The sequence below is a fragment of the Aestuarium sp. genome (genome assembly GCF_023253315.1).
Taxonomy (GTDB): Bacteria; Pseudomonadota; Alphaproteobacteria; order Rhodobacterales; family Rhodobacteraceae; genus Marivivens; species Marivivens donghaensis.
In genome coordinates this window covers 109,990-128,510 of sequence record NZ_JALRGW010000001.1, presented here as the reverse complement: position 1 = coordinate 128,510, position 18,521 = coordinate 109,990, and the positions used below count along the sequence as shown (strand labels likewise).

Sequence of the window (18,521 nt, the reverse complement as noted above, 5' to 3'; positions counted from 1 at the left end):
GTTGCGCTCTGATCTGTTAAGATGTGGGGCGGGTTTAGACCGTTCGCAGTTTCGCGGTGGTCAGAGCCGAGAGTGCAACCATCACCGCAGCGGTGCCCAGTACCATTGGCAAGCCGCCGATCTGATAGGTCAATCCGGACAAGAGCGTCCCGATCAAACGCCCCAGCGCATTGGCCATGTAGTAGAACCCCACATCCATCGTGACTCGCTCTGATTTCGTGAAGGCGAGGATCAGGTAGGAATGAAGCGAGGAGTTCACCGCGAATATTCCGCCAAAGGCCAGTAGCCCAATGACCAAGGTGATTGTCAGCCACATCTGCGGGGCAGGCGATAGGGCAACCGCAACCGTCAGCACAGCAGGCACGATGAACAGCGCCCATGCCCATGTGCGGGCCGCGCCGATGATCTCTGCCTCTGGGCGGATGGCCGCGCGGAGGATGCGCGGGGTGGCGGCTTGGACCATGCCGTAGAGGATAATCCACGCGGCCATGAACACACCGATGATAAAGAACGCCGCGCGGTTGCCTGCCTCGGACCCGTCCGAGAGCACCGCGTAGAAATAGATCGGGATGCCGACGACGAACCACACGTCGCGTGCGCCGAACAATGTCACTCGCGCCGCAGAGAGCCAGTTCACGTTGTGGGACTTGGAAAAGACTTCAGAGAACTTTGCCCCTTTGCGGCCTTTGGGCAGGCCCGAGGGCATGAAGAGCGCGACTGCGATGAGGATCACGCCAAGGACGATCGCCATCGCCCAGATCGACGCAACGAACCCGAACGCAGCGAGGAGCGCGGCGCCCATGAGGAAGCCCACGCCTTTGACCGCGTTCTTGGACCCTGTGAGGATCGCGACCCAGCGGAACAACCCACCATCGCCCGTGGGCGCGAGGAGTTTGACTGCCGATTTCGACGACATCTTGGCTAGGTCTTTGGCCACGCCCGATGCGCCTTGGACGCACATGACAAAGGCGACCGAGGCGGGGATCGACCAGCTCGGGTCCAATTGGGCGAGCGCGAGGAGGGCTACGACCTGAAGGCTCAGCCCTGCGTAGAGGGTTGTCGTCAGGCCAAACCGCGCCGCGATCCAGCCCGCAGAGAGGTTCGTCACCATCCCTGCGACCTCATAGAGGATGAACAGATAGGCCAACTGCACGGGCGAAAAGCCGAGCGTGTGGAAGTGCAAGAGCACCAACATCCGCAAGGCCCCGTCCGTCAGCATAAAGGCCCAATAGGCGGCGGTGACCGCAATATAGGCCGATAAACCTTCTGGTTTCTGGCTCACAGCGATGCCCCGACCATGCGGGCCACATCGACCAGACGATGCGCATAGCCCATTTCGTTGTCATACCACGCGTAGATTTTGACCTGTGTGCCGTTGATCACCATCGTCGACGGCGCATCGATGATCGAGGACCGCACGTCGTTCGTGTAATCGGTGGACACAAGCGGGCGTTCCTCATAGCCGAGGATGCCGTTCAGCGCGCCCTCGGAGGCTGCTTTGAACAGGGCGTTGACCTCTTCGGCGGTGGTTTCGCGCTCGACCTCGAACACGCAGTCAGTCAGCGAGGCGTTCAACAGTGGCACGCGCACGGCGTGACCGTTCAGGCGGCCTTTGAGTTCGGGATAGATCAGCGTGATCGCAGTCGCCGATCCTGTGGTCGTCGGGATCAGCGAATTCAGGGCAGAGCGGGCGCGGCGCAGATCCTTTGCGGGGCGGTCCACGATGGTTTGCGTGTTCGTGACATCATGGATCGTGGTGATCGACCCGTGTTTGATGCCGAGGTTTTCGTGGATCACCTTCACCACGGGGGCCAGACAGTTCGTGGTGCAAGACGCCGCCGTGACGATCTGATGGGTGGCTGCATCATAGGTGTCGTTGTTCACGCCATAAACGATGTTCGCGGTTGGGCCGTCTTTCACGGGGGCCGAGACGACGACCTTTTTCACGCCAGCTGCGAAATAGGGGGCAAGGGCGGCTTCGGATTTGAACACGCCCGTGCAGTCGATCACGACGTCAACACCGTCGAGAGGCAGTGCGCTCAGGTCCTTGGTCCCGATAAAGGGTAGGCGGGTGCCGTCGATGGTGACGCTGTCATCGTCGTAGGAAAACGCTGCATTCCAGCGCCCATGCACGGTGTCAAACTCTAGCAGGTGCGCATGCATCTCTGTGTCGCCAACGGCATCGTTGATCCACGCGATCTTTGCGCCGCTTTCCAGCAGAGGTTTCAGGGCGAGTTTACCGATGCGGCCAAGGCCGTTGAGTGCGTATGTGGTCATAGGTGATCCTCAGAGGTCTGGCGGCCGATGGTGTCCACGGCCTTTTGCAGCGCAATCCGATCAAGCGTTGTGATCGGCAGCGCGATGAATTGTTCGATGCGGTTGCGAAGTGCCCCGTAAGCCTGCTGAAACGCTAGGCTTTTTTCGGCGTCGGTACCTGTAGCTTTGACAGGATCAGGCATTCCCCAATGGCCACTAATCGGCTGGCCGTCCCACGCGGGACATTCCTCGTTCGCGGCCTGATTACAGACGGTGAACACAAAATCGAGGTCTGGCGCAGTGGGGCCCGTGAATTCGGAAACGTTCTTGGCCCGCAATTGGCTGGTGTCATGCCCTTTGGTCCCGAGCACTTCGAGCGCAAAGGGGTTCAGTTCCGAATAAGGCTTGGTCCCTGCGGAAAAGACGTTGAACCGATCCCCACCCAAATCCCGCAGGATCGTTTCGGCAAAGATCGAACGAGCAGAGTTGCCCGTGCAGATAAAGAGTACGTTATAGGGGCGGCTCTGTGGCTTGGGCTTCGGGGTAAGGCAGAGATCAGGCCGACCACGGCAGCAGTCGACCAGCAGACCGTCAAACATCTGTTGAACGGTTGTCATATTGATGCAGTAGCGCAGGGAGGTGCCTGACCGCTCTTGGTCAATCAGACCAGCGGTTTGCAGGGCAGAGAGGTAGTTCGACAGCGTGCTGCCTTTGATCCCCAGCGCGTCCGAGATTTCCCCCGCAGGCACATGGTCGGGGTAACGGCGCATGAGTAATTGGAACACCGACAAGCGTTGCGGGTGGCCAAGGGTCGATAATAGGTCGGGAATCGCTGTTTTCATATTTCATGAATATATGAAATATGCCCTCCCGCAAAGTGAAGGTTTTGTAACAGCGATCCCCGTTACTCGTTAACGAGGGTGGAACACAAACGAACGCATCGACACAGCGCCAAGGTCAATGGACCCCGTCATAAAGGTAAGATCATCGCCCGCATCAGAGGCGCCCGCAATGGTCAGGGCAGGCAGGTAGTGATCGACAGAAGGGTGCGCCATACGTAAAAGCGACCCGAGTTTATTGGCATCGGCCAGCCCGCCAAAATCGCGGTCGGTCAGCTTTGTCTCGAACAGGTTGTCGAATTCCGTTGCGAAGTCATGCACATGGCCGTCGAACCGCAGGGCGCGCAGGTTATGCACCACGTTCCCAGAGCCGAGGATCAGCACACCGCGATCCCGCAATTCGGACAGGGTTTTGCCGATCTCGAGCTGGTAGCCCAACCCTTTGCTCATATCGATAGAGACTTGGAACACGGGCACATCGGCCTCTGGGTAGAGGAATTTCAGAATGGTCCATGCGCCGTGGTCGAGGCCCCATGTGTCGTCCTCTTCGGCATGGTGGCTGGCCAAGAGCGATACTACCTCGCGGGCGAGGGCGGGATCACCCTGCGCTGGGTATTTTTCGGCATAGAGCGCATCGGGGAAGCCGTAGAAATCATGGATCGTTTTGGGCAGAGCCGAGACATCCACGAGCGTCGTGCCTTTGGTCATCCAATGCGCCGACACCACGAGGATCGCCCGAGGGTGCGGCAGATTGCGGCCCAGTTCCGTCCACGAACGGCTGTATTCGGTATCCTCAATCGCGTTCATTGGGCTGCCATGACCGAGGAATACCACGGGCATACGGTCAGAGGGGGCAAGCCGATCGCGGAGGGCTTGGAGAGATGTAATCGTTGTCATTCGCGCATCCTTTTCATCTGCGGCGCCTGCGTCGGGCACCGCCTCTGTCTAGGATTGAGATAGGGCTTGATTATAATCAATGAAATGGCGACTTTGTGGATTGACTGTTACCGTTTTATTCCAAATAAGCCGACGATGGATATTACCGACGAACTCCGTGCCTTTGTGGCGACCGCGCAGACGGGATCATTCACGGCGGCGGCCGAGGCGCTGGGCGTGTCGAACCGTCTCACGTCGAAATACGTGGCCGAACTTGAGGCGCGGCTGGGTGTTCGTCTGTTCCAACGCACCACGCGCAGGGTGGGACTGACGCCCGCGGGCGAGGACCTCTTGGCCCGCGCGCCTGCGGTCTTGGATGACCTCGATGATCTCTTGGGGCAGGTAGCTGATGGGTCCAAGGGGCTGACGGGTGTGATCCGCATCTCTGCCCCTGTCACCTTTGGTGAGGTCTATGTGGGCGCAATGCTCGGGCGGTTCGCGCAGGCCAATCCGGCGCTGACGTTTGATCTGCGGCTGACGGACGACTTTGCCGATCTGGCGAGCGACGGGATCGATCTGGCGTTCCGCCTAGGGCAATCGCAGATGCTATCGCTGAAAACTCGCAAGCTGGGGGACTTTCGGTCGGTCCTTGTCGCCAGTCCCGCCTATATCGCAGAGCATGGCGCGCCACGTCATCCCGCCGACCTGCAAGCCCACGCCTGTATCGTCGACACCAACCGTCATCACCCGAAACGTTGGCGGTTCTTTGAGGATGGCCGCGATGTTATCGCCAGTGTCCAAGGGCGGTTTCACGTCAACTCCGCCCGTGCCGCGACCGAGCTTGCGGCATCGAACCTCGGGATCGCCTATGCGCCGCGCTTTGCCGTGCGGGATGCGCTGGCCGCTGGGCGGTTGGTGCCTGTGATGCAGGGGTATGATTGCGAAACGGGGCCATTGAGCGCGGTTTACCTCGAGGGACGACAACTGCCGCGCAAAATCCGTGCGCTGATAGATTTCGCGGTGAATGATATCGGCGGGGCAGAAATCCTCTAGCGATTGGTGGAAATTCCCTGCGGCATCCGCTATGCGACCGCGAAACTGATCCGATCTAATAAGCGATGACAAACCCCATGGTGGAGAACACAGCAAAATCAGCGGCCCGCCTGTCTGTGGCCCCGATGATGGAGTGGACGACGCGAGAGTGTCGCTATCTGCACCGTCTGCTGAGCCGTGAGACCTTGCTCTATACTGAGATGGTGACCGCGCCTGCGGTGATCAATGGCGATCGGGAAAAGCTATTAGGCTACCATGAGGCCGAACATCCTGTTGCGGTGCAGCTCGGTGGGTCCGATCCTGTGCAACTGGCCGAGGCGACCGCGATTTGCGGGGATTATGGCTATGACGAAGTGAACCTGAACTGCGGCTGTCCGTCGGACCGTGTGCAGTCGGGGGCCTTTGGAGCGGTACTGATGAAGTCGCCCGATCTGGTGGCGGAGTGCGTGGCTGCAATGATCGCGACATCGCCTGTTGAGGTGACGGTCAAATGCCGCATCGGTGTCGACGAACAGGTGCCTCGCGACATCCTGCCAGAGTTCATCGAAAAGGTCAGCGCGGCGGGCGTGAACCGCTTTACCATCCATGCGCGGATGGCGTGGCTGCAAGGGCTGTCGCCCAAGGAAAACCGCGATATTCCGCCGCTCGACTACGCGTTGGTTCACGAAATCAAAGCCGCCTATCCGCATCTGCATATTTCGATCAACGGTGGCATCGCGACCTTGGACGAAGCCGTCGCGCAACTGGACCTTGGGCTCGATGGCGTGATGATCGGGCGGGCGGCGTATCACCAGCCGACCGATATTCTGCAAATGGCAGACGCTCGGATTTACGGCAAAGAGGCGGGTCCTGACCCTGTGCAGGTCGTCCATGACATGCTGCCCTATATCGAAAATCACATCGCTGCGGGTGGACGTTTGAACCAGATCACGCGCCATATGCTCGGCCTTTTTGCGGGCAAGGCAGGGGCGCGGGGCTGGCGGCGGTATCTGTCGGAAAACGCGCATCTCGACGGCGCTGGGCCAAAGACGGTGCTAGAGGCGCTTTCCTACGTGACGGGCGGCTGATACTGATCAGGGCAACATCATTTGGGAGGCCCTGATGGATAGCGTTCTGTTGATTGAAATGGCAGCTATTTTGCTGGCGATTGGTGCGCTTGCAGGTGTTTTGGCAGGTTTGTTGGGAGTCGGCGGCGGTGTCGTCCTTGTCCCCGGTTTTTACTACGCGTTTGCGTCGCTGGGGTATGAAACCCCGCAGCTGATGCAAATCTGTCTGGCGACCTCGCTCGCCACGATTATCGTCACCTCGGCCCGTTCGGTCATGTCGCACCACAAAAAGGGTGCGGTGGAATGGGGTATCCTGAAAATCTGGGCACCCGGGATCGTGCTGGGCGCAATCGCGGGCAAGATGACCGTCTCGGCCCTGAACACGACCGTGTTGCAGTATATCTTTGGCGGGTTGCTGGTGTTCATCGGCCTCTACATGACTTTCGGGAACAAAGACTTTCGCGTTGCAAATGAACTGCCTAAAGGTCTGAAAGGCCGCGTTTTTTCGCCATTTGTCGGGTTCCTCTCGGTCCTGATGGGCATCGGTGGCGGGTCGTTCGGCGTGCCTCTGTTGACCATGTTTGGCGTGCCTGTGCACCGCGCTGTGGCAACGGCGGCGGGTTTTGGGTTCATCATCGCGGTGCCATCGGTGGCTGGGTTCCTGATGACCTCGCTGCCAGAAGGCGTCGCCCCGCCGTTCAGCATCGGTGCTGTCAATATCGCGGCCTTCCTCGTGGTGATCGCAATGACGACGTTTACCGCGCCGATTGGTGCTGCAATTGCGCATAAGACGGACGCAGGAAAACTAAAGAAGTTCTTTGGCATGTTCCTGATCCTCATCGCGCTGAACATGCTGCGTAAGGCGATCATGTCATGATCGAAGGCGGTTTCATCCAGTTCGACGCCACGCCAGAGGCCACAGTTTGGGCCAAGGCCGCGAACGTGGCGGCGGATGCGGTTTTGTCTGATCCTGCGATGCAGGCGAAGTGGCTGCGGCATGGTAAGACGTGGTTCGTGGGGGTGGACGTATTGCCCAACGATGCCACGGGGGCGATTGATGGCGTTCCCCTGCGCGGTCCGTGGGATGGGATGGTGCCCGAGATGCCGCTGCATCAAGGGCAACTGTCGGTGATCTATTCGGGCTACCCGCAAAAGGACGCGGATGAGACGGATAAGGCGCACCGTTATCGCAAGGCCAAGGATGCGGCGCATCTCGATGGATTGATGGGCGAGGGGCCGCAGAAACGGCGGTTCCTGCGCGAACCACATGCCTATATCCTCGCTGTCGCTTTGAACGATTGCACGGCCGCGCCTTTGGTCGTTTGGCCCGGTAGCGAAGAGATTATGCGCGAGGCATTTACCGTGGCCTTTGCGGGGATGCCGCCGTCCATGTGGTCGGATACCGACGTGACCGAGATTTACACGGACGCCCGCAATGAGGTGTTCGAGTGCTGCGAACGTGTCGAACTACCGATGAAAGCGGGGCAGTCGGTCCTGTTGGATCGGATGGTAATCCACGGCACAGCACCTGAAGGCAGGGATAAGGTGCCCGCCGCAGGGCGCAGGCTCGCGTTTTTCAGACCGCAGTTTGACAACATGCGGGATTGGCTCAGGGATTAAGCCTTGAGCCGCGCCGCCCGTCCGCCACGGCGGGTTTTCAGCGCTCCAGCGCGGTTCGGAAGATCAGCCATGATGGTGCGGCGATCCTCCGGGGTCATGCGGCTCCACATGCCGATTTCTTGCAGGGTGCGGTGACAGCCGATGCAGGTTTTTGTCTCGGGATGGATCGAGCAGAGTTTGACGCAAGGGCTTTCGATTTCGGCCCTTTGCCAAATGGCATCCGTGTTCAATTGTTCGGTCACATCAGGCTCCGAGGTGGCGCAGGCGGTCTAGCATGCCTTGCAGGATATACCCCGCAGCGACGTGATCGATGACCTCATCGCGACGTTTTCGGGACGTATCCGCCTCTAACAGCGCCCGTTCTGCGGCAACGGTCGACAGCCGTTCGTCCCAGAACGCGATAGGAAGGTCGGTCAGTTTTTCGAGGTTGCGGGCAAAGGCGCGGGTCGATTGCACGCGCGGCCCCTCTGATCCGTCCATATTCAGCGGCAGGCCCAGAACGATTCCGGCGATGTCGCGCTTTTTAACGATCTCGAGCAGGCGTTCCACGTCGAGCGTGAATTTCTTGCGTTTGATCGTCTCGAGCGGGGTCGCGACCTGACGCAGGCCGTCAGAGACGGCAACGCCAATCGTCACGGTGCCCAAATCCAGCCCGCAAATCGCGCGATACGGGGGCAGGGCGGCGGCAAAGGTTTCGGCGTCGTTGCAGATCATTCCGCGACACCTGCACTGACAGCGGCCTCACGGATGATCGACATCGCGTTTGCATCGCTGGCAAAGGTTTGCTGAGCCTCACCCCAGATCGCTGCGGCGCGGTCCGTATCGCCCAGCACGCCAAGCGCGCGGATCAACTGTGCCCATTCCTGCGGTGTGCCACCCTCGGTCGCGAGGCGATCCATGAGGTTGCCAACCATGCCTTCGATCATGGCAGAGCGGTCTTCTTCGCTCATGTCGCCTGCTGCGGCCATGGCAGCGGCATTCGGGCCACGCAGACCACCGTTTTGCATCGGCGGGGTGTAGTCATCGACGCCAGCGAACCACGACAGTTCAATGGTGGCTTGGGCGACCTGATCGAACCATTCGGCACCCTCAGGCGCGACCTCTAGCAGCTTGCGCCAATAGGGGAAGGCACGGTCTGGACGGCCATAGGTGTTGAACATCACTCCCGCCCAGTAAAGCCCTGAAATGCTTTCAGGATCTTTGTCTAGAATGGCTTTGAGAACGCGTTCCGCTTCGGGGGTGACATCGCCACCTGCCGCCGCGACGAGGAGCTCCAGAAGAACCTCCAGATCGGCCTGTTCTGCATCATCGCCAAGGATCGCCACGACCTTTACCTGCGCATGGGCGGCGCGGTTGACATTGCCCAGTGCCGTCTCAAGCCGCACCAGATCACGCTGCGCGATCAGGTTATCAGGGTTGGCCTCTGCGGTTTGGCGTACGCGGTCCACCGTCGCCTGTAGATCATCGGGCAGGGTGACTGGCTCTTGGATCGGCTGGGCGGCTTCGGCCTCGGCCTGTGTGGGGCGGTTGTCGTAGGCGTCTTTGGCTTCTGCCAGACGAACGGCGCGGGGCATGTCGGGATAACCAGGCGCACCCACACGGTAATAGAGCGCAAGCGCCCCAACCACGGTCGCCGCTGCTGCAGCAATCATCACAACCCGACCCAAGGCTTTGGGCGCATCGGTCGATGTGTCGGTTTCGGCCTTATCAGCGGCCAACAAACGGCGGGCAATTTCGGTGCGAGTCCGTTCGGCCTCTGCCTGATCGAGAACACCACGGGCGAGGTCGCGGTCCACTTCGGCCAATTGATCCTTGTAGATCGCAATGTCGTTGCGAGGATCGACGTCCGTGTTGGTTCCGGAGCGCAAAAGCGGCAGCACAAGAAGACCTGCGGCAATAACTGCCAATGCGGTCGCAATGATCCAGAACGTCATGGGGCCTCCCGTTTAAACGTTTCGCCTTACCTAACCTTCCCAACCCCCTGAGAAAAGCCCCTGCGGCCCGATGACCCGTTTGTGATCAGGTCTCATTCGTAACGCTTCTTTGTCGCATGTCGCAAAACTGCAAAAATCAGGCGTGTCCAATCGTCTTTGCTTCGCAGTTTTTGTCCAGTTAGGACCAAAGGATGCCCGCGACCAGAATAGGGGGATTCGCAGCCTATGAGACGCTATTCAGTATTTGCCGTCGCCCGCGAGGGTCTACGCTATCACACAGGATGGGAGCGTGCTTGGCGTTCGCCCCAGCCGAAGAAGAAATACGATGTGATTATCGTTGGTGCGGGTGGCCACGGCCTCGCGACCGCCTATTACCTCGGTAAGAATTACGGCATCACCAATGTCGCAATCATCGAAAAAGGCTGGCTCGGCGGTGGTAACACAGGTCGTAACACCACGATCATCCGTTCGAACTATCTGCAGGACCCCTCTGCGGCGATCTACGACAAGGCACTCAAGCTCTATGAGAACCTGTCCCAAGATCTGAACTACAACGTCATGTTCTCGCCCCGCGGCCTGATCATGCTCGCGCAGACCCACCACGAGGTGCGCGGCTATCAGCGGACCGTTATGGCGAACCAACTGCAGGGCGTTGCGACCGAGTGGGTGACCCCAGAGCAGCTGAAAAAGCTGGTCCCGATCATCAACATCCATGGCCCGCGCTACCCTGTCATGGGTGGCCTCTACCAGAAACGCGGCGGCACAGCCCGTCACGATGCGGTGGCTTGGGGCTATGCGCGTGCCTGTTCCGACATGGGTATGGACGTAATCCAGCAGTGCGAAGTCAAAGGTGTCCGCACCGAAGGCGGCAAGGTTCTTGGCGTTTCGACCACCAAAGGTGACATCGACTGCGATAAGCTGGGCATGGTCGTTGCGGGTCACACCTCGGTTCTGGCTGAAATGGCTGGCTTCCGTCTGCCGATTGAATCGGTTGCGCTGCAGGCTCTCGTCTCCGAGCCGATCAAACCCTGCATGGACGTGGTCGTTATGGCGAACACCGTTCACGGCTACATGTCCCAGTCGGACAAGGGCGAGATGGTGATCGGTGGCGGCACTGACAGCTTCAACAACTACACACAGCGCGGCAGCTTCCACCACATCGAGGAAACCGTTCGCGCGCTCGTCGAAACCTTCCCGATGGTCAGCCGTCTGAAGATGCTGCGCCAGTGGGGTGGTATCGTGGATATGACTGGTGACCGTTCGCCGATCCTGTCGAAAACCCCTGTGGATGGCATCTTTGTCAACTGCGGTTGGGGCACCGGCGGCTTTAAGGCGATCCCGGGCTCTGGTTGGGCGATGGCGGAACTGATGGCCAAAGGTCACAGCCCGCTGACGCAAGAATTTGATATGTTCCGCTTCCGCGAAGGCAAATTCATCGATGAATCTGTCGCCGCTGGCGTGGCGCACTAAGGAGGGAAGACGATGCTTTTATTGCAGTGTCCCTATTGCGGCGTGAATGCCGAAGAAACTGAACTGGCCGCTGGCGGCGAAGCGCACCTGAAGCGCGCGACCGTTGGTGACAGCGACGAGGCCTTTGAAGGCTACCTCTTTATGCGTGAAAACAAAAAAGGCGTTCATCTGGAACGCTGGCGTCATGCCTATGGCTGCGGGAAGTGGTTCCTTGCAGCGCGGGATACCGCCACGCTCGAGGTGTTCGGGACCTATCCGGCCCAGACCACCGAACCGCCTGCGGATGTGACTGAAAACATCCGTGCAAAATATCCCGACTGGTCGTGGAAGGAAACCGCATGAGCACCCGTCTGGCAAATTCCGGTCGTCTGATCGACCGTTCGAAACCTGTCGAATTCAAGTTCAACGGTAAGCGTTTCAAAGGCTACGAGGGCGACACGCTCGCGTCTGCTTTGTTCGCAAACGACCAGATGATGGTTGGCCGTTCGTTTAAATACCACCGTCCGCGTGGTGTTGTGGCCTCTGGCGCAGAAGAGCCGAACGCGCTCTTTAACATGGGCGAGGGCGGTCGTTTTGAACCGAACCAACGCGCCACCACGCAAGAAGTCTTTGACGGTCTGACGATCCGTTCGCAGAACCACTGGCCGAGCCTTGAGTTCGACATCGGTGCTGTGAACCAGTTGTTCGCCCGTTGGCTGCCTGCTGGCTTCTACTACAAAATGTTTATCCACCCGCGTCCGTTCTGGAAGCACGTCTATGAACCCTTCATCCGCCAATCGGCTGGTCTGGGTCAGGTGCCGCAGGAAAAAGACGCGGATACCTACGAACACTTCTACTACTTCTGTGACGTGCTGGTTGTCGGCGGCGGTATCGCTGGTCTGGCGGCTGCACTGAAAGAAGGTCAAGCAGGCAAGAAGGTTCTGCTTCTTGAACAAACCGCTGATTTTGGTGGTCGTGCTGTTGTGGATGGCGTCGAAATCGACGGCAAGTCGGCAGAGGCTTGGGTGCAGGACACGCTCGCAGCGCTGAACGCGATGCCGAACGTCACAGTGCGTAACCGCAACATGGCGTCGGGCGTCTACGACCACGGCTATGTTCTGGGCTATGAGCGTCTGACGGACCACCTGTCCGACAAATCGGGTCCGCGTCACCGCCTGTGGCGCATCCGTGCAGGTCACATCATCACGGCGACTGGCGCGATTGAACGTCCGCTGTCCTTTGCTGGCAACGATATTCCGGGTGTCCTCTTGGCCGCTGCGGTGCGTGACTACGTTGTGAACTGGGGCGTGTCGGTTGGTGATCGCACCGTTGTTGTCACCAACAACGACGACGCATACCGCACAGCGATCGTTCTGAAAAACGCTGGCCTCGCTGTCCCTGCGATCATCGACGCTCGTGCCTCTGGCGCTGGCCCAATCGCGGCTGAAGTTGAAAAGCTCGGCATTCGCGTGCTCAAAGGCAAAGCTATCGCCAAGGTCAAAGGCAAAACCCGCGTCACTGGCGTGAAGGTCTGTCTGCAAGCGGGCGAAGGCTCTGTCATCGAAGAGATCGCATGTGATTGCGTCGCGATGTCGGGTGGCTGGTCGCCTGTTGTGCACCTCTGGTCGCACTGTGGTGGCAAACTGAACTGGGACGAAGACCTCGCGATGTTCCGCCCCGATCCGTCCCGCGCCCCGACAGGTGCCGACGGTAAGGCATTCGTCAGCACCGTTGGGTCGGCCTCTGGCTATCTTAGCACCGCTGATGTCCTCAAAGACGCAGGTCTTGAGGTCACAACAAACGAGGTTGCTGCGGCTCCGCTCGAACCTGTTTGGCTGATGCCGCAGGGCGCTGGTCAAAAACTGCGCATGAAAGCATGGCTCGACTATCAGAACGACGTTAAGGTCTCTGACGTTCAGCTCGCTGCACGCGAAGGTTATGAATCTGTTGAACATACAAAGCGTTACACCACGCTGGGTATGGCGACCGATCAGGGCAAACTGTCGAACATCAACGGCCTGGCTATCCTGTCCAAATCGCTCGACGCGTCGATCCCAAATGTGGGCACCACGACCTTCCGTCCGCCCTACACGCCGATCTCGATGGGCGCGATCACGGGTGCGGCACGTGACGAGTTGTTCCAGCCCATCCACAAAACCCCGATGTTCGATTGGCATGACGCCAATGGTGCGGATTGGGAACCTGTGGGCCATTGGCGCCGGACCTACGCTTACGTGCGCAACGGCGAAACGGTGCATGATGCGGTCAACCGCGAGATCCTGAACGTTCGTGAAAACGTGGGCACGCTGGATGCGTCGACCCTCGGTAAGATCATCGTGAAGGGTCCGGATGCGGGCAAATTCCTCGACATGCTCTACACCAACATGATGAGCACTCTGGGCGTTGGCAAATGCCGCTATGGTCTGATGTGTAACGAAAACGGCTTCCTCTCGGACGACGGCGTTGTTGTGCGTCTGGCCGAGGATACATGGCTCTGCCACACCACCACGGGCGGTGCAGATCGTATCCACGGTTGGATGGAAGACTGGCTTCAGTGCGAATGGTGGGACTGGAAGGTCTACACCGCGAACGTGACCGAACAATTCGCGCAGATCGCGGTTGCTGGTCCCAAAGCACGCCAGCTTTTGGAAAAACTGGGCGGCAACATGGACCTCTCCAAAGAGGGCTTCCCGTTCATGACCTACGTCGAGGGCAAGCTGGGCGAGTTCGATGCGCGGATTTTCCGAATCTCGTTCTCGGGCGAACTGTCCTACGAAGTCTCGGTTCCTGCATCCCAAGGTGCGGCCCTCTGGTCCGCGCTGCAAGAGGCGGGCAAGGACCTCGGCCTGATGCCTTATGGTACCGAAGCCATGCACATCCTTCGTGCCGAGAAGGGCTTTATCATGATCGGCGACGAAACCGACGGCACGATTATCCCGCAAGACCTCAACCTTCAGTGGGCGATTTCCAAGAAGAAAGAGGACTATCTGGGTAAACGCGCTCAAGAGCGGTCGTTCATGGCGTCACCTGATCGCTGGAAACTGGTTGGTCTGGAAACACTCGACGGGTCGGTCATTCCTGATGGGTCCTACGTGCCTGCACCGGGGTATAACCCGAACGGTCAGCGCAATGTTCAGGGGCGTGTCACCTCGACCTACTACTCGCCAACGCTCAAGCGTGGCATCGCGATGGGTCTTGTCAAACACGGTCCAGATCGCATGGGCGAAGTGATCGAGTTCAACCGCGAAGATGGCACCATGGTTAAGGCAAAAATTGTCGATCCGGTGTTCTACGACAAAGACGGGGAGAAGCAGAATGTCTAATGCTGTCAGCGCCTTGAACGGCAAAACTGCGACCGGCCCTGTAACGGTCCAAGAGCTGGGCCTGACCGGCATGGTCACCCTGCGCGGCGATTTTGAGGACGAAGGCTTTGCGGCTGCGGTAACGCAGCTGACAGGTCTGCAAATCCCCGACGTGCGCCAGTTCCAGACCGATGGCGTGAAAACCGTCCTCTGGATGTCGCCCGACGAACTGCTCGTCGTTCTGCCCTATACAGAGGTGAATGCCTTTGTTGCGGCGATGAACGACGCGCTGGCGGGATCGCATTACCTCGTGGCGAATGTGTCTGATGCGCGCGCGATTTTTAGCGTGTCGGGCGAGTTCGCGACCGAAGTACTGGGCAAAAACGCGCCCGTCGATTTCGAAGCATCGCAGTTCGTTGCAGGCATGGTGCGCCGCTCCCGTGTAGGGCAGGTGGCAGCGGCCTACTGGAAACTCGACGACGGTAGCTTCCGCGTCGTGTGCTTCCGCTCTGTTGCTGAATACGTATTCGGCCTGATCGCAACTTCGGCCAAAGCTGGCCCAGTTGGCGTTTACTAAAATCAGACGTCGGGGGGGAGCTTAACCAGCCCCTCCCGCTCTGCCTTTTCCAGTGCATCAAGCCGCTGACGGAACCGCGGCGCGGGCATGCGCGACAACACATTCCGACACAGCAGTGCAGTCAGGTATGGGCGGTCTTGTTCGACCAGCTCTGCCAAAAGCCCGCGCAGGTACCCACCATGGTTACGGCGTGCCCGCATGAGCGTACCGAACCCTTCGTCGGTGGGGGTGCCAGCGGCGACTTGGGCCAAGAGTTTCTTGAGAATTCCCATCTCGATAAAGGCGCGGCGCAGGTCGATACCGAACATCCGCACGCGGTGATGGGTGACATTTGGGCCCTCAAACATCGCAGCATGTAGCGCGTCGAGTTCCGAACCGGTGTCATAGAGGATCGTCACATCCTCAGCCGCCTCAACCATATAAGGCGCGTAGCCGTAGCGTTCGATAAAATCGAGCTTCTTCGCCTGTGGAAAACGGTCGTCCCAGCGGGTCACATCTGGCGACAGCGTTGCTTGTGGGTTAAGGGCGAGCACCTTTGAACCAGGGGCGCAGACCGAATAGGCGCAGGCGGCATACCCACCGGGGCCAGCGCCGAAAAAGATCACCTGATCGAAGTCGTCAAAGAAGTAATCGTCGAGGAGTTCGTCAAAGAAGGCATAGACATCGTCATGGCGGAACCACGTGTCGCCGACGGAAAACAGGCCGAGGTGCGACCAACCGTTTTCAATCACATAGTCCCAGCCCAGAGGACGCCCATCGGTTAAACCTTCCATCGCGGTTTCCGCGCTTTCAAAGGTGACAAAGAGCGTCGATCCCGCCTCAACAAAGGTGCTGAAATGTTTGTCGCCGATTGCCTGAAACTGGCCAATGTCATTGCTGATCTCTTCGACCTTCGCGCGCCATGCGGCAAAGTCCAATCCAGTTAGAGGATCACGCAGTTTCTGGTTATTGCGGTGCACGACAGACCCACCTTTTTCAAACGTCTCAAACATACTAACCCCCGCTGGTGACGGGGCCTTTGGGCGGACACTAGGCTCGGTTTAAGGCCATAACCAGAAGAAATCTGGGCATTTTGTGCCACAATTCAGCTATTTTTGGTCACATCGCTCGTCAAAATCGGGGTCAGTTGGGGCAAACGCTGGAAAGGGGATACAGCTTTGACTAGAGTTGCCGTAATAGAAAACGAAAAGGCATTGAACGCAGGTGCCTGTGATTTAACGGCGCGCGGGGTAGGCGGAACAAATGGCAGGCAAGGTTCATTACCGTAACCTACACGGCATGATTGCAAATGGCATCGCCTTGATCGATGCGGTGCGCGTGCCGTCGGAAAATTCGGAAAACCTCGTCACGTTGTATTTCCGCGCGGATGCGCCGATGGATCGTATCGGGTTGCCGCGCGGCACCGAAGTGCTGTCTCAGGTCACCATTGGCGGCTGTCCGATTGTCAAATTGCGTCTGCCAGAGGGTGTCCCATTGCGCATCGGTTTTGGCGGTGCTGTGGCTGATATCACGCCTGCTGATCCTGAACAGACGATCTTTGCGGGGACGAATGCGTTGGCCGCGACCCGCAACGGGGAAACAGCGGCGACGGTGCTGCGCTGGCTAGAGTTCAACGCCGAATATCAGGGCGTTGAGACGGCGGTGATCCTTGATCGGGATCGTCTGGGCGATAGCCTAGAGTTCGATGAGGCGTTTCAGGCGGGGCTAGCCGCGATGGAGGCCGATGTTGAGGTCTTGATCCTGCGTTCGCCCACGCCCTTGGGCAAGCTCGACCTCCCCGATGAGAGCCACCCGTTCTGCGCCCCTGGTGCCCCCGGCAAAGATCGGATGGAGATCCCAGCCGCCGACCCGTGGAAATCGCCTTTGGGCGCGATGCATGCCTATGAAATCATTCGCGAACGGTTCCTTGGCTCTGCGCGAGCGGTGGCGAATATCGATGTGTTTGACTTGATCACCGACACGGGCAAGGGTACGATTTTTGACCGTGCGGTTGCGTCTGAAACGGGGGCGATCCCGATGCTTGGGACGCAGGCCTATCCGTGGCGCGTGCGCAATGATGAACCGATCCGCTTTGCCGATCATATCTGCGTTCAGTTCGACGCCGAAGCCCCGCGCCGCCGTTGGTGCATTGCCCCTGCAAAGGCCGCATCGAATGCGGTTTGGCGGATGAACCGTATTGGCAACGTCGCGATGCAAGACGCTGAGGCGGCAACGTTTTACCGTTTCATGAACCTACGCCACCGCGCCGATGCGGTGTCCCTGATCATCCCCAAAAGCTCTTTGGTCGAGGACGACCGACTGTTGGCTCTGGCCGAGACAGAGTTCGATCACAAACCCGTCCGCGTACCCGAAAAATCGCATAAATCGCAAGAGCCGCAAAAGGGACGCCGTGCCATCGTCACCACGATGAAAAACGAAGGTCCGTTTATTTTAGAATGGCTCGCCTATCACCGCGTGATCGGGTTCGACAGCTTTCTGGTTTACACGAACGACTGTTCCGATGGGACAGAGACGTTTTTCGATCTATTGCAGGAAAAAGGCTATGTGCAGCACCGCGATAACCCATTTCGGGAAAGCGGGCTAAAGCCGCAGCACGCGGCGCTTGCCGCTGCGGGCAATGAGCCGATCATCACAGAGGCGACTTGGGCCGTTTGTATCGACGTGGACGAGTTCGTTGACATTAAGGTGGGCGACGGCACGCTGGACGCGCTCTTTGCGGCGGTGCCTGATGCAAACCTGATTTCAATGACGTGGCGGTTGTTCGGCAATGCCGATGTCGCGGATTTCACCGACGATCTGATCATTCGGAACTTTACCCGCTGCGCACCAGAGTTTTCGCCGAAACCGCACCAAGCCTGGGGGTTCAAGACCCTGTTCCAGAACACGGGCATCTTTAAGAAACTTGGCGTGCACAGACCCAAGGGCCTGAATTCCCAACTGGTTGATCACGTGAATTGGGTGAACGGGTCGGGCAAAAAACTACCCGAGAACATGTATCGCAACGCGTGGCGGTCGACGACGGCGACCTATGGCTATGACCTCGTGCAGTTGAACCACTACGCTGTGCGTTCGGCTGAGAGCTTCCTTGTAAAACGGGACCGTGGGCGGGTGAACCACGTGGACCGCGATCAGGGCCTCGCTTATTGGTTCCGCATGAACAACAACGCGGTCGAAGAGACGTCAATCCAACGGATGATCCCTCTTGTTGAGGCAGAAATGGCGCGCATGTTGGCTGATCCCGATATTAAGGCCGCGCATGAGTATTCCGTCCGGAAGCACCGCGAAAAGATCGACGAGTTGCGCGCGACAGAGAACTACTCGAACTTCTTTGAAGAGCTGAAAAGCGAACGTATGCGCCGTTTGGCGCGGCTCCATGGGCATTTTGGCGCGAACGTTTTCCTCACGGGGCCGACCTGTGTGCCCGACGAGGTGGCGTTCCGCGATCCCGAGGAAGAGTTCTTTTTCACCGTCGAAGCGGGAGAAACGCAGCACTAGTCTGTTAAATTTAATGGTTTTTACACGTAGAATGTTTTATTTCCTAAACCTGCATAATCGTCCGGTTGAATAAG

General features: G+C 58.7%; 17 protein-coding genes. 9 read left to right on the top strand and 8 right to left on the bottom strand.

The annotated features are described in order from the left end of the window. Positions 1–34 precede the first annotated feature (34 nt). The 4 genes from arsJ to ygiD form a co-directional block, all read right to left on the bottom strand. A complete protein-coding gene (arsJ, locus tag AC1QQ2_RS00665; protein ID WP_479711692.1) occupies positions 35–1,282 on the bottom strand; it encodes an organoarsenical effux MFS transporter ArsJ in 1,248 nt (415 codons plus the stop codon). After that, on the bottom strand, positions 1,279–2,277 hold the full coding sequence (locus AC1QQ2_RS00660; protein WP_249944171.1) for an ArsJ-associated glyceraldehyde-3-phosphate dehydrogenase: 999 nt from the start codon (positions 2,275–2,277) through the stop codon (positions 1,279–1,281). Before AC1QQ2_RS00660 ends, arsJ begins: the two co-directional genes overlap by 4 nt. Next, entirely contained in the window at positions 2,274–3,098 is an 825-nt protein-coding gene (locus AC1QQ2_RS00655) for an arsenate reductase/protein-tyrosine-phosphatase family protein (RefSeq protein ID WP_479711691.1), read from the bottom strand. The genes AC1QQ2_RS00660 and AC1QQ2_RS00655 overlap by 4 nt, the downstream gene beginning before the upstream one ends. A 69-nt stretch (positions 3,099–3,167) precedes the next feature. Further along, entirely contained in the window at positions 3,168–3,992 is an 825-nt protein-coding gene (gene ygiD, locus AC1QQ2_RS00650) for a 4,5-DOPA-extradiol-dioxygenase (RefSeq protein WP_479711690.1), read from the bottom strand. 135 nt (positions 3,993–4,127) lie between these two features. Between ygiD and AC1QQ2_RS00645 the strand changes: the two genes are divergently transcribed. The 4 genes from AC1QQ2_RS00645 (at position 4,128) to AC1QQ2_RS00630 (ending at position 7,690) form a co-directional block, all read left to right on the top strand. After that, on the top strand, positions 4,128–5,024 hold the full coding sequence (locus AC1QQ2_RS00645; protein WP_479711689.1) for a LysR family transcriptional regulator: 897 nt from the start codon (positions 4,128–4,130) through the stop codon (positions 5,022–5,024). Between the two features lie 77 nt (positions 5,025–5,101). Beyond that, positions 5,102–6,091 (top strand): tRNA dihydrouridine(20/20a) synthase DusA, encoded by a 990-nt coding sequence (gene dusA / locus AC1QQ2_RS00640; protein ID WP_479711688.1) that lies wholly within the window; start codon positions 5,102–5,104, stop codon positions 6,089–6,091. A gap of 31 nt (positions 6,092–6,122) precedes the next feature. Then, on the top strand, positions 6,123–6,947 hold the full coding sequence (locus tag AC1QQ2_RS00635) for a sulfite exporter TauE/SafE family protein (RefSeq protein WP_479711825.1): 825 nt from the start codon (positions 6,123–6,125) through the stop codon (positions 6,945–6,947). Continuing rightward, a complete protein-coding gene (locus AC1QQ2_RS00630) occupies positions 6,944–7,690 on the top strand; it encodes a hypothetical protein (protein ID WP_479711687.1) in 747 nt (248 codons plus the stop codon). The genes AC1QQ2_RS00635 and AC1QQ2_RS00630 overlap by 4 nt, the downstream gene beginning before the upstream one ends. Here the strand turns inward: AC1QQ2_RS00630 and AC1QQ2_RS00625 are convergent. Genes AC1QQ2_RS00625 through ccmI form a run of 3 tightly spaced genes read right to left on the bottom strand, consistent with a single transcriptional unit; the run spans position 7,687 to position 9,624 of the window. Next, positions 7,687–7,932 (bottom strand): DUF1289 domain-containing protein, encoded by a 246-nt coding sequence (locus AC1QQ2_RS00625; protein WP_438987572.1) that lies wholly within the window; start codon positions 7,930–7,932, stop codon positions 7,687–7,689. The genes AC1QQ2_RS00630 and AC1QQ2_RS00625 overlap by 4 nt on opposite strands. A 1-nt stretch (position 7,933) precedes the next feature. After that, positions 7,934–8,404, bottom strand: a complete 471-nt coding sequence (gene ruvX / locus AC1QQ2_RS00620) for a Holliday junction resolvase RuvX (RefSeq protein ID WP_479711686.1) — start codon at positions 8,402–8,404, stop codon at positions 7,934–7,936. Then, complete coding sequence (gene ccmI / locus AC1QQ2_RS00615) at positions 8,401–9,624, bottom strand: c-type cytochrome biogenesis protein CcmI (protein ID WP_479711685.1); 1,224 nt, start codon at positions 9,622–9,624, stop codon at positions 8,401–8,403. The genes ruvX and ccmI overlap by 4 nt, the downstream gene beginning before the upstream one ends. Before the next feature lie 225 nt (positions 9,625–9,849). On the opposite strand from ccmI, the gene AC1QQ2_RS00610 reads away from it, so the two are divergent. The 4 genes from AC1QQ2_RS00610 to AC1QQ2_RS00595 are packed head-to-tail and all read left to right on the top strand — an operon-like array spanning position 9,850 to position 14,952. Beyond that, positions 9,850–11,094, top strand: a complete 1,245-nt coding sequence (locus AC1QQ2_RS00610; protein WP_479711684.1) for a sarcosine oxidase subunit beta family protein — start codon at positions 9,850–9,852, stop codon at positions 11,092–11,094. A gap of 12 nt (positions 11,095–11,106) precedes the next feature. Then, on the top strand, positions 11,107–11,436 hold the full coding sequence (locus AC1QQ2_RS00605; protein ID WP_067545822.1) for a sarcosine oxidase subunit delta: 330 nt from the start codon (positions 11,107–11,109) through the stop codon (positions 11,434–11,436). Next, entirely contained in the window at positions 11,433–14,396 is a 2,964-nt protein-coding gene (locus AC1QQ2_RS00600) for a sarcosine oxidase subunit alpha family protein (protein ID WP_479711683.1), read from the top strand. The genes AC1QQ2_RS00605 and AC1QQ2_RS00600 overlap by 4 nt, the downstream gene beginning before the upstream one ends. Next, positions 14,389–14,952 (top strand): sarcosine oxidase subunit gamma, encoded by a 564-nt coding sequence (locus AC1QQ2_RS00595; protein ID WP_479711682.1) that lies wholly within the window; start codon positions 14,389–14,391, stop codon positions 14,950–14,952. Before AC1QQ2_RS00600 ends, AC1QQ2_RS00595 begins: the two co-directional genes overlap by 8 nt. A gap of 2 nt (positions 14,953–14,954) precedes the next feature. Here the strand turns inward: AC1QQ2_RS00595 and AC1QQ2_RS00590 are convergent, their stop codons facing one another. Continuing rightward, positions 14,955–15,944, bottom strand: a complete 990-nt coding sequence (locus AC1QQ2_RS00590) for a phosphoadenosine phosphosulfate reductase (RefSeq protein WP_479711681.1) — start codon at positions 15,942–15,944, stop codon at positions 14,955–14,957. Between the two features lie 250 nt (positions 15,945–16,194). Between AC1QQ2_RS00590 and AC1QQ2_RS00585 the strand changes: the two genes are divergently transcribed. After that, positions 16,195–18,447, top strand: coding sequence for a glycosyltransferase family 2 protein (locus AC1QQ2_RS00585; RefSeq protein WP_479711680.1), 2,253 nt, complete (start codon positions 16,195–16,197; stop codon positions 18,445–18,447). Positions 18,448–18,521: the final 74 nt, after the last annotated feature.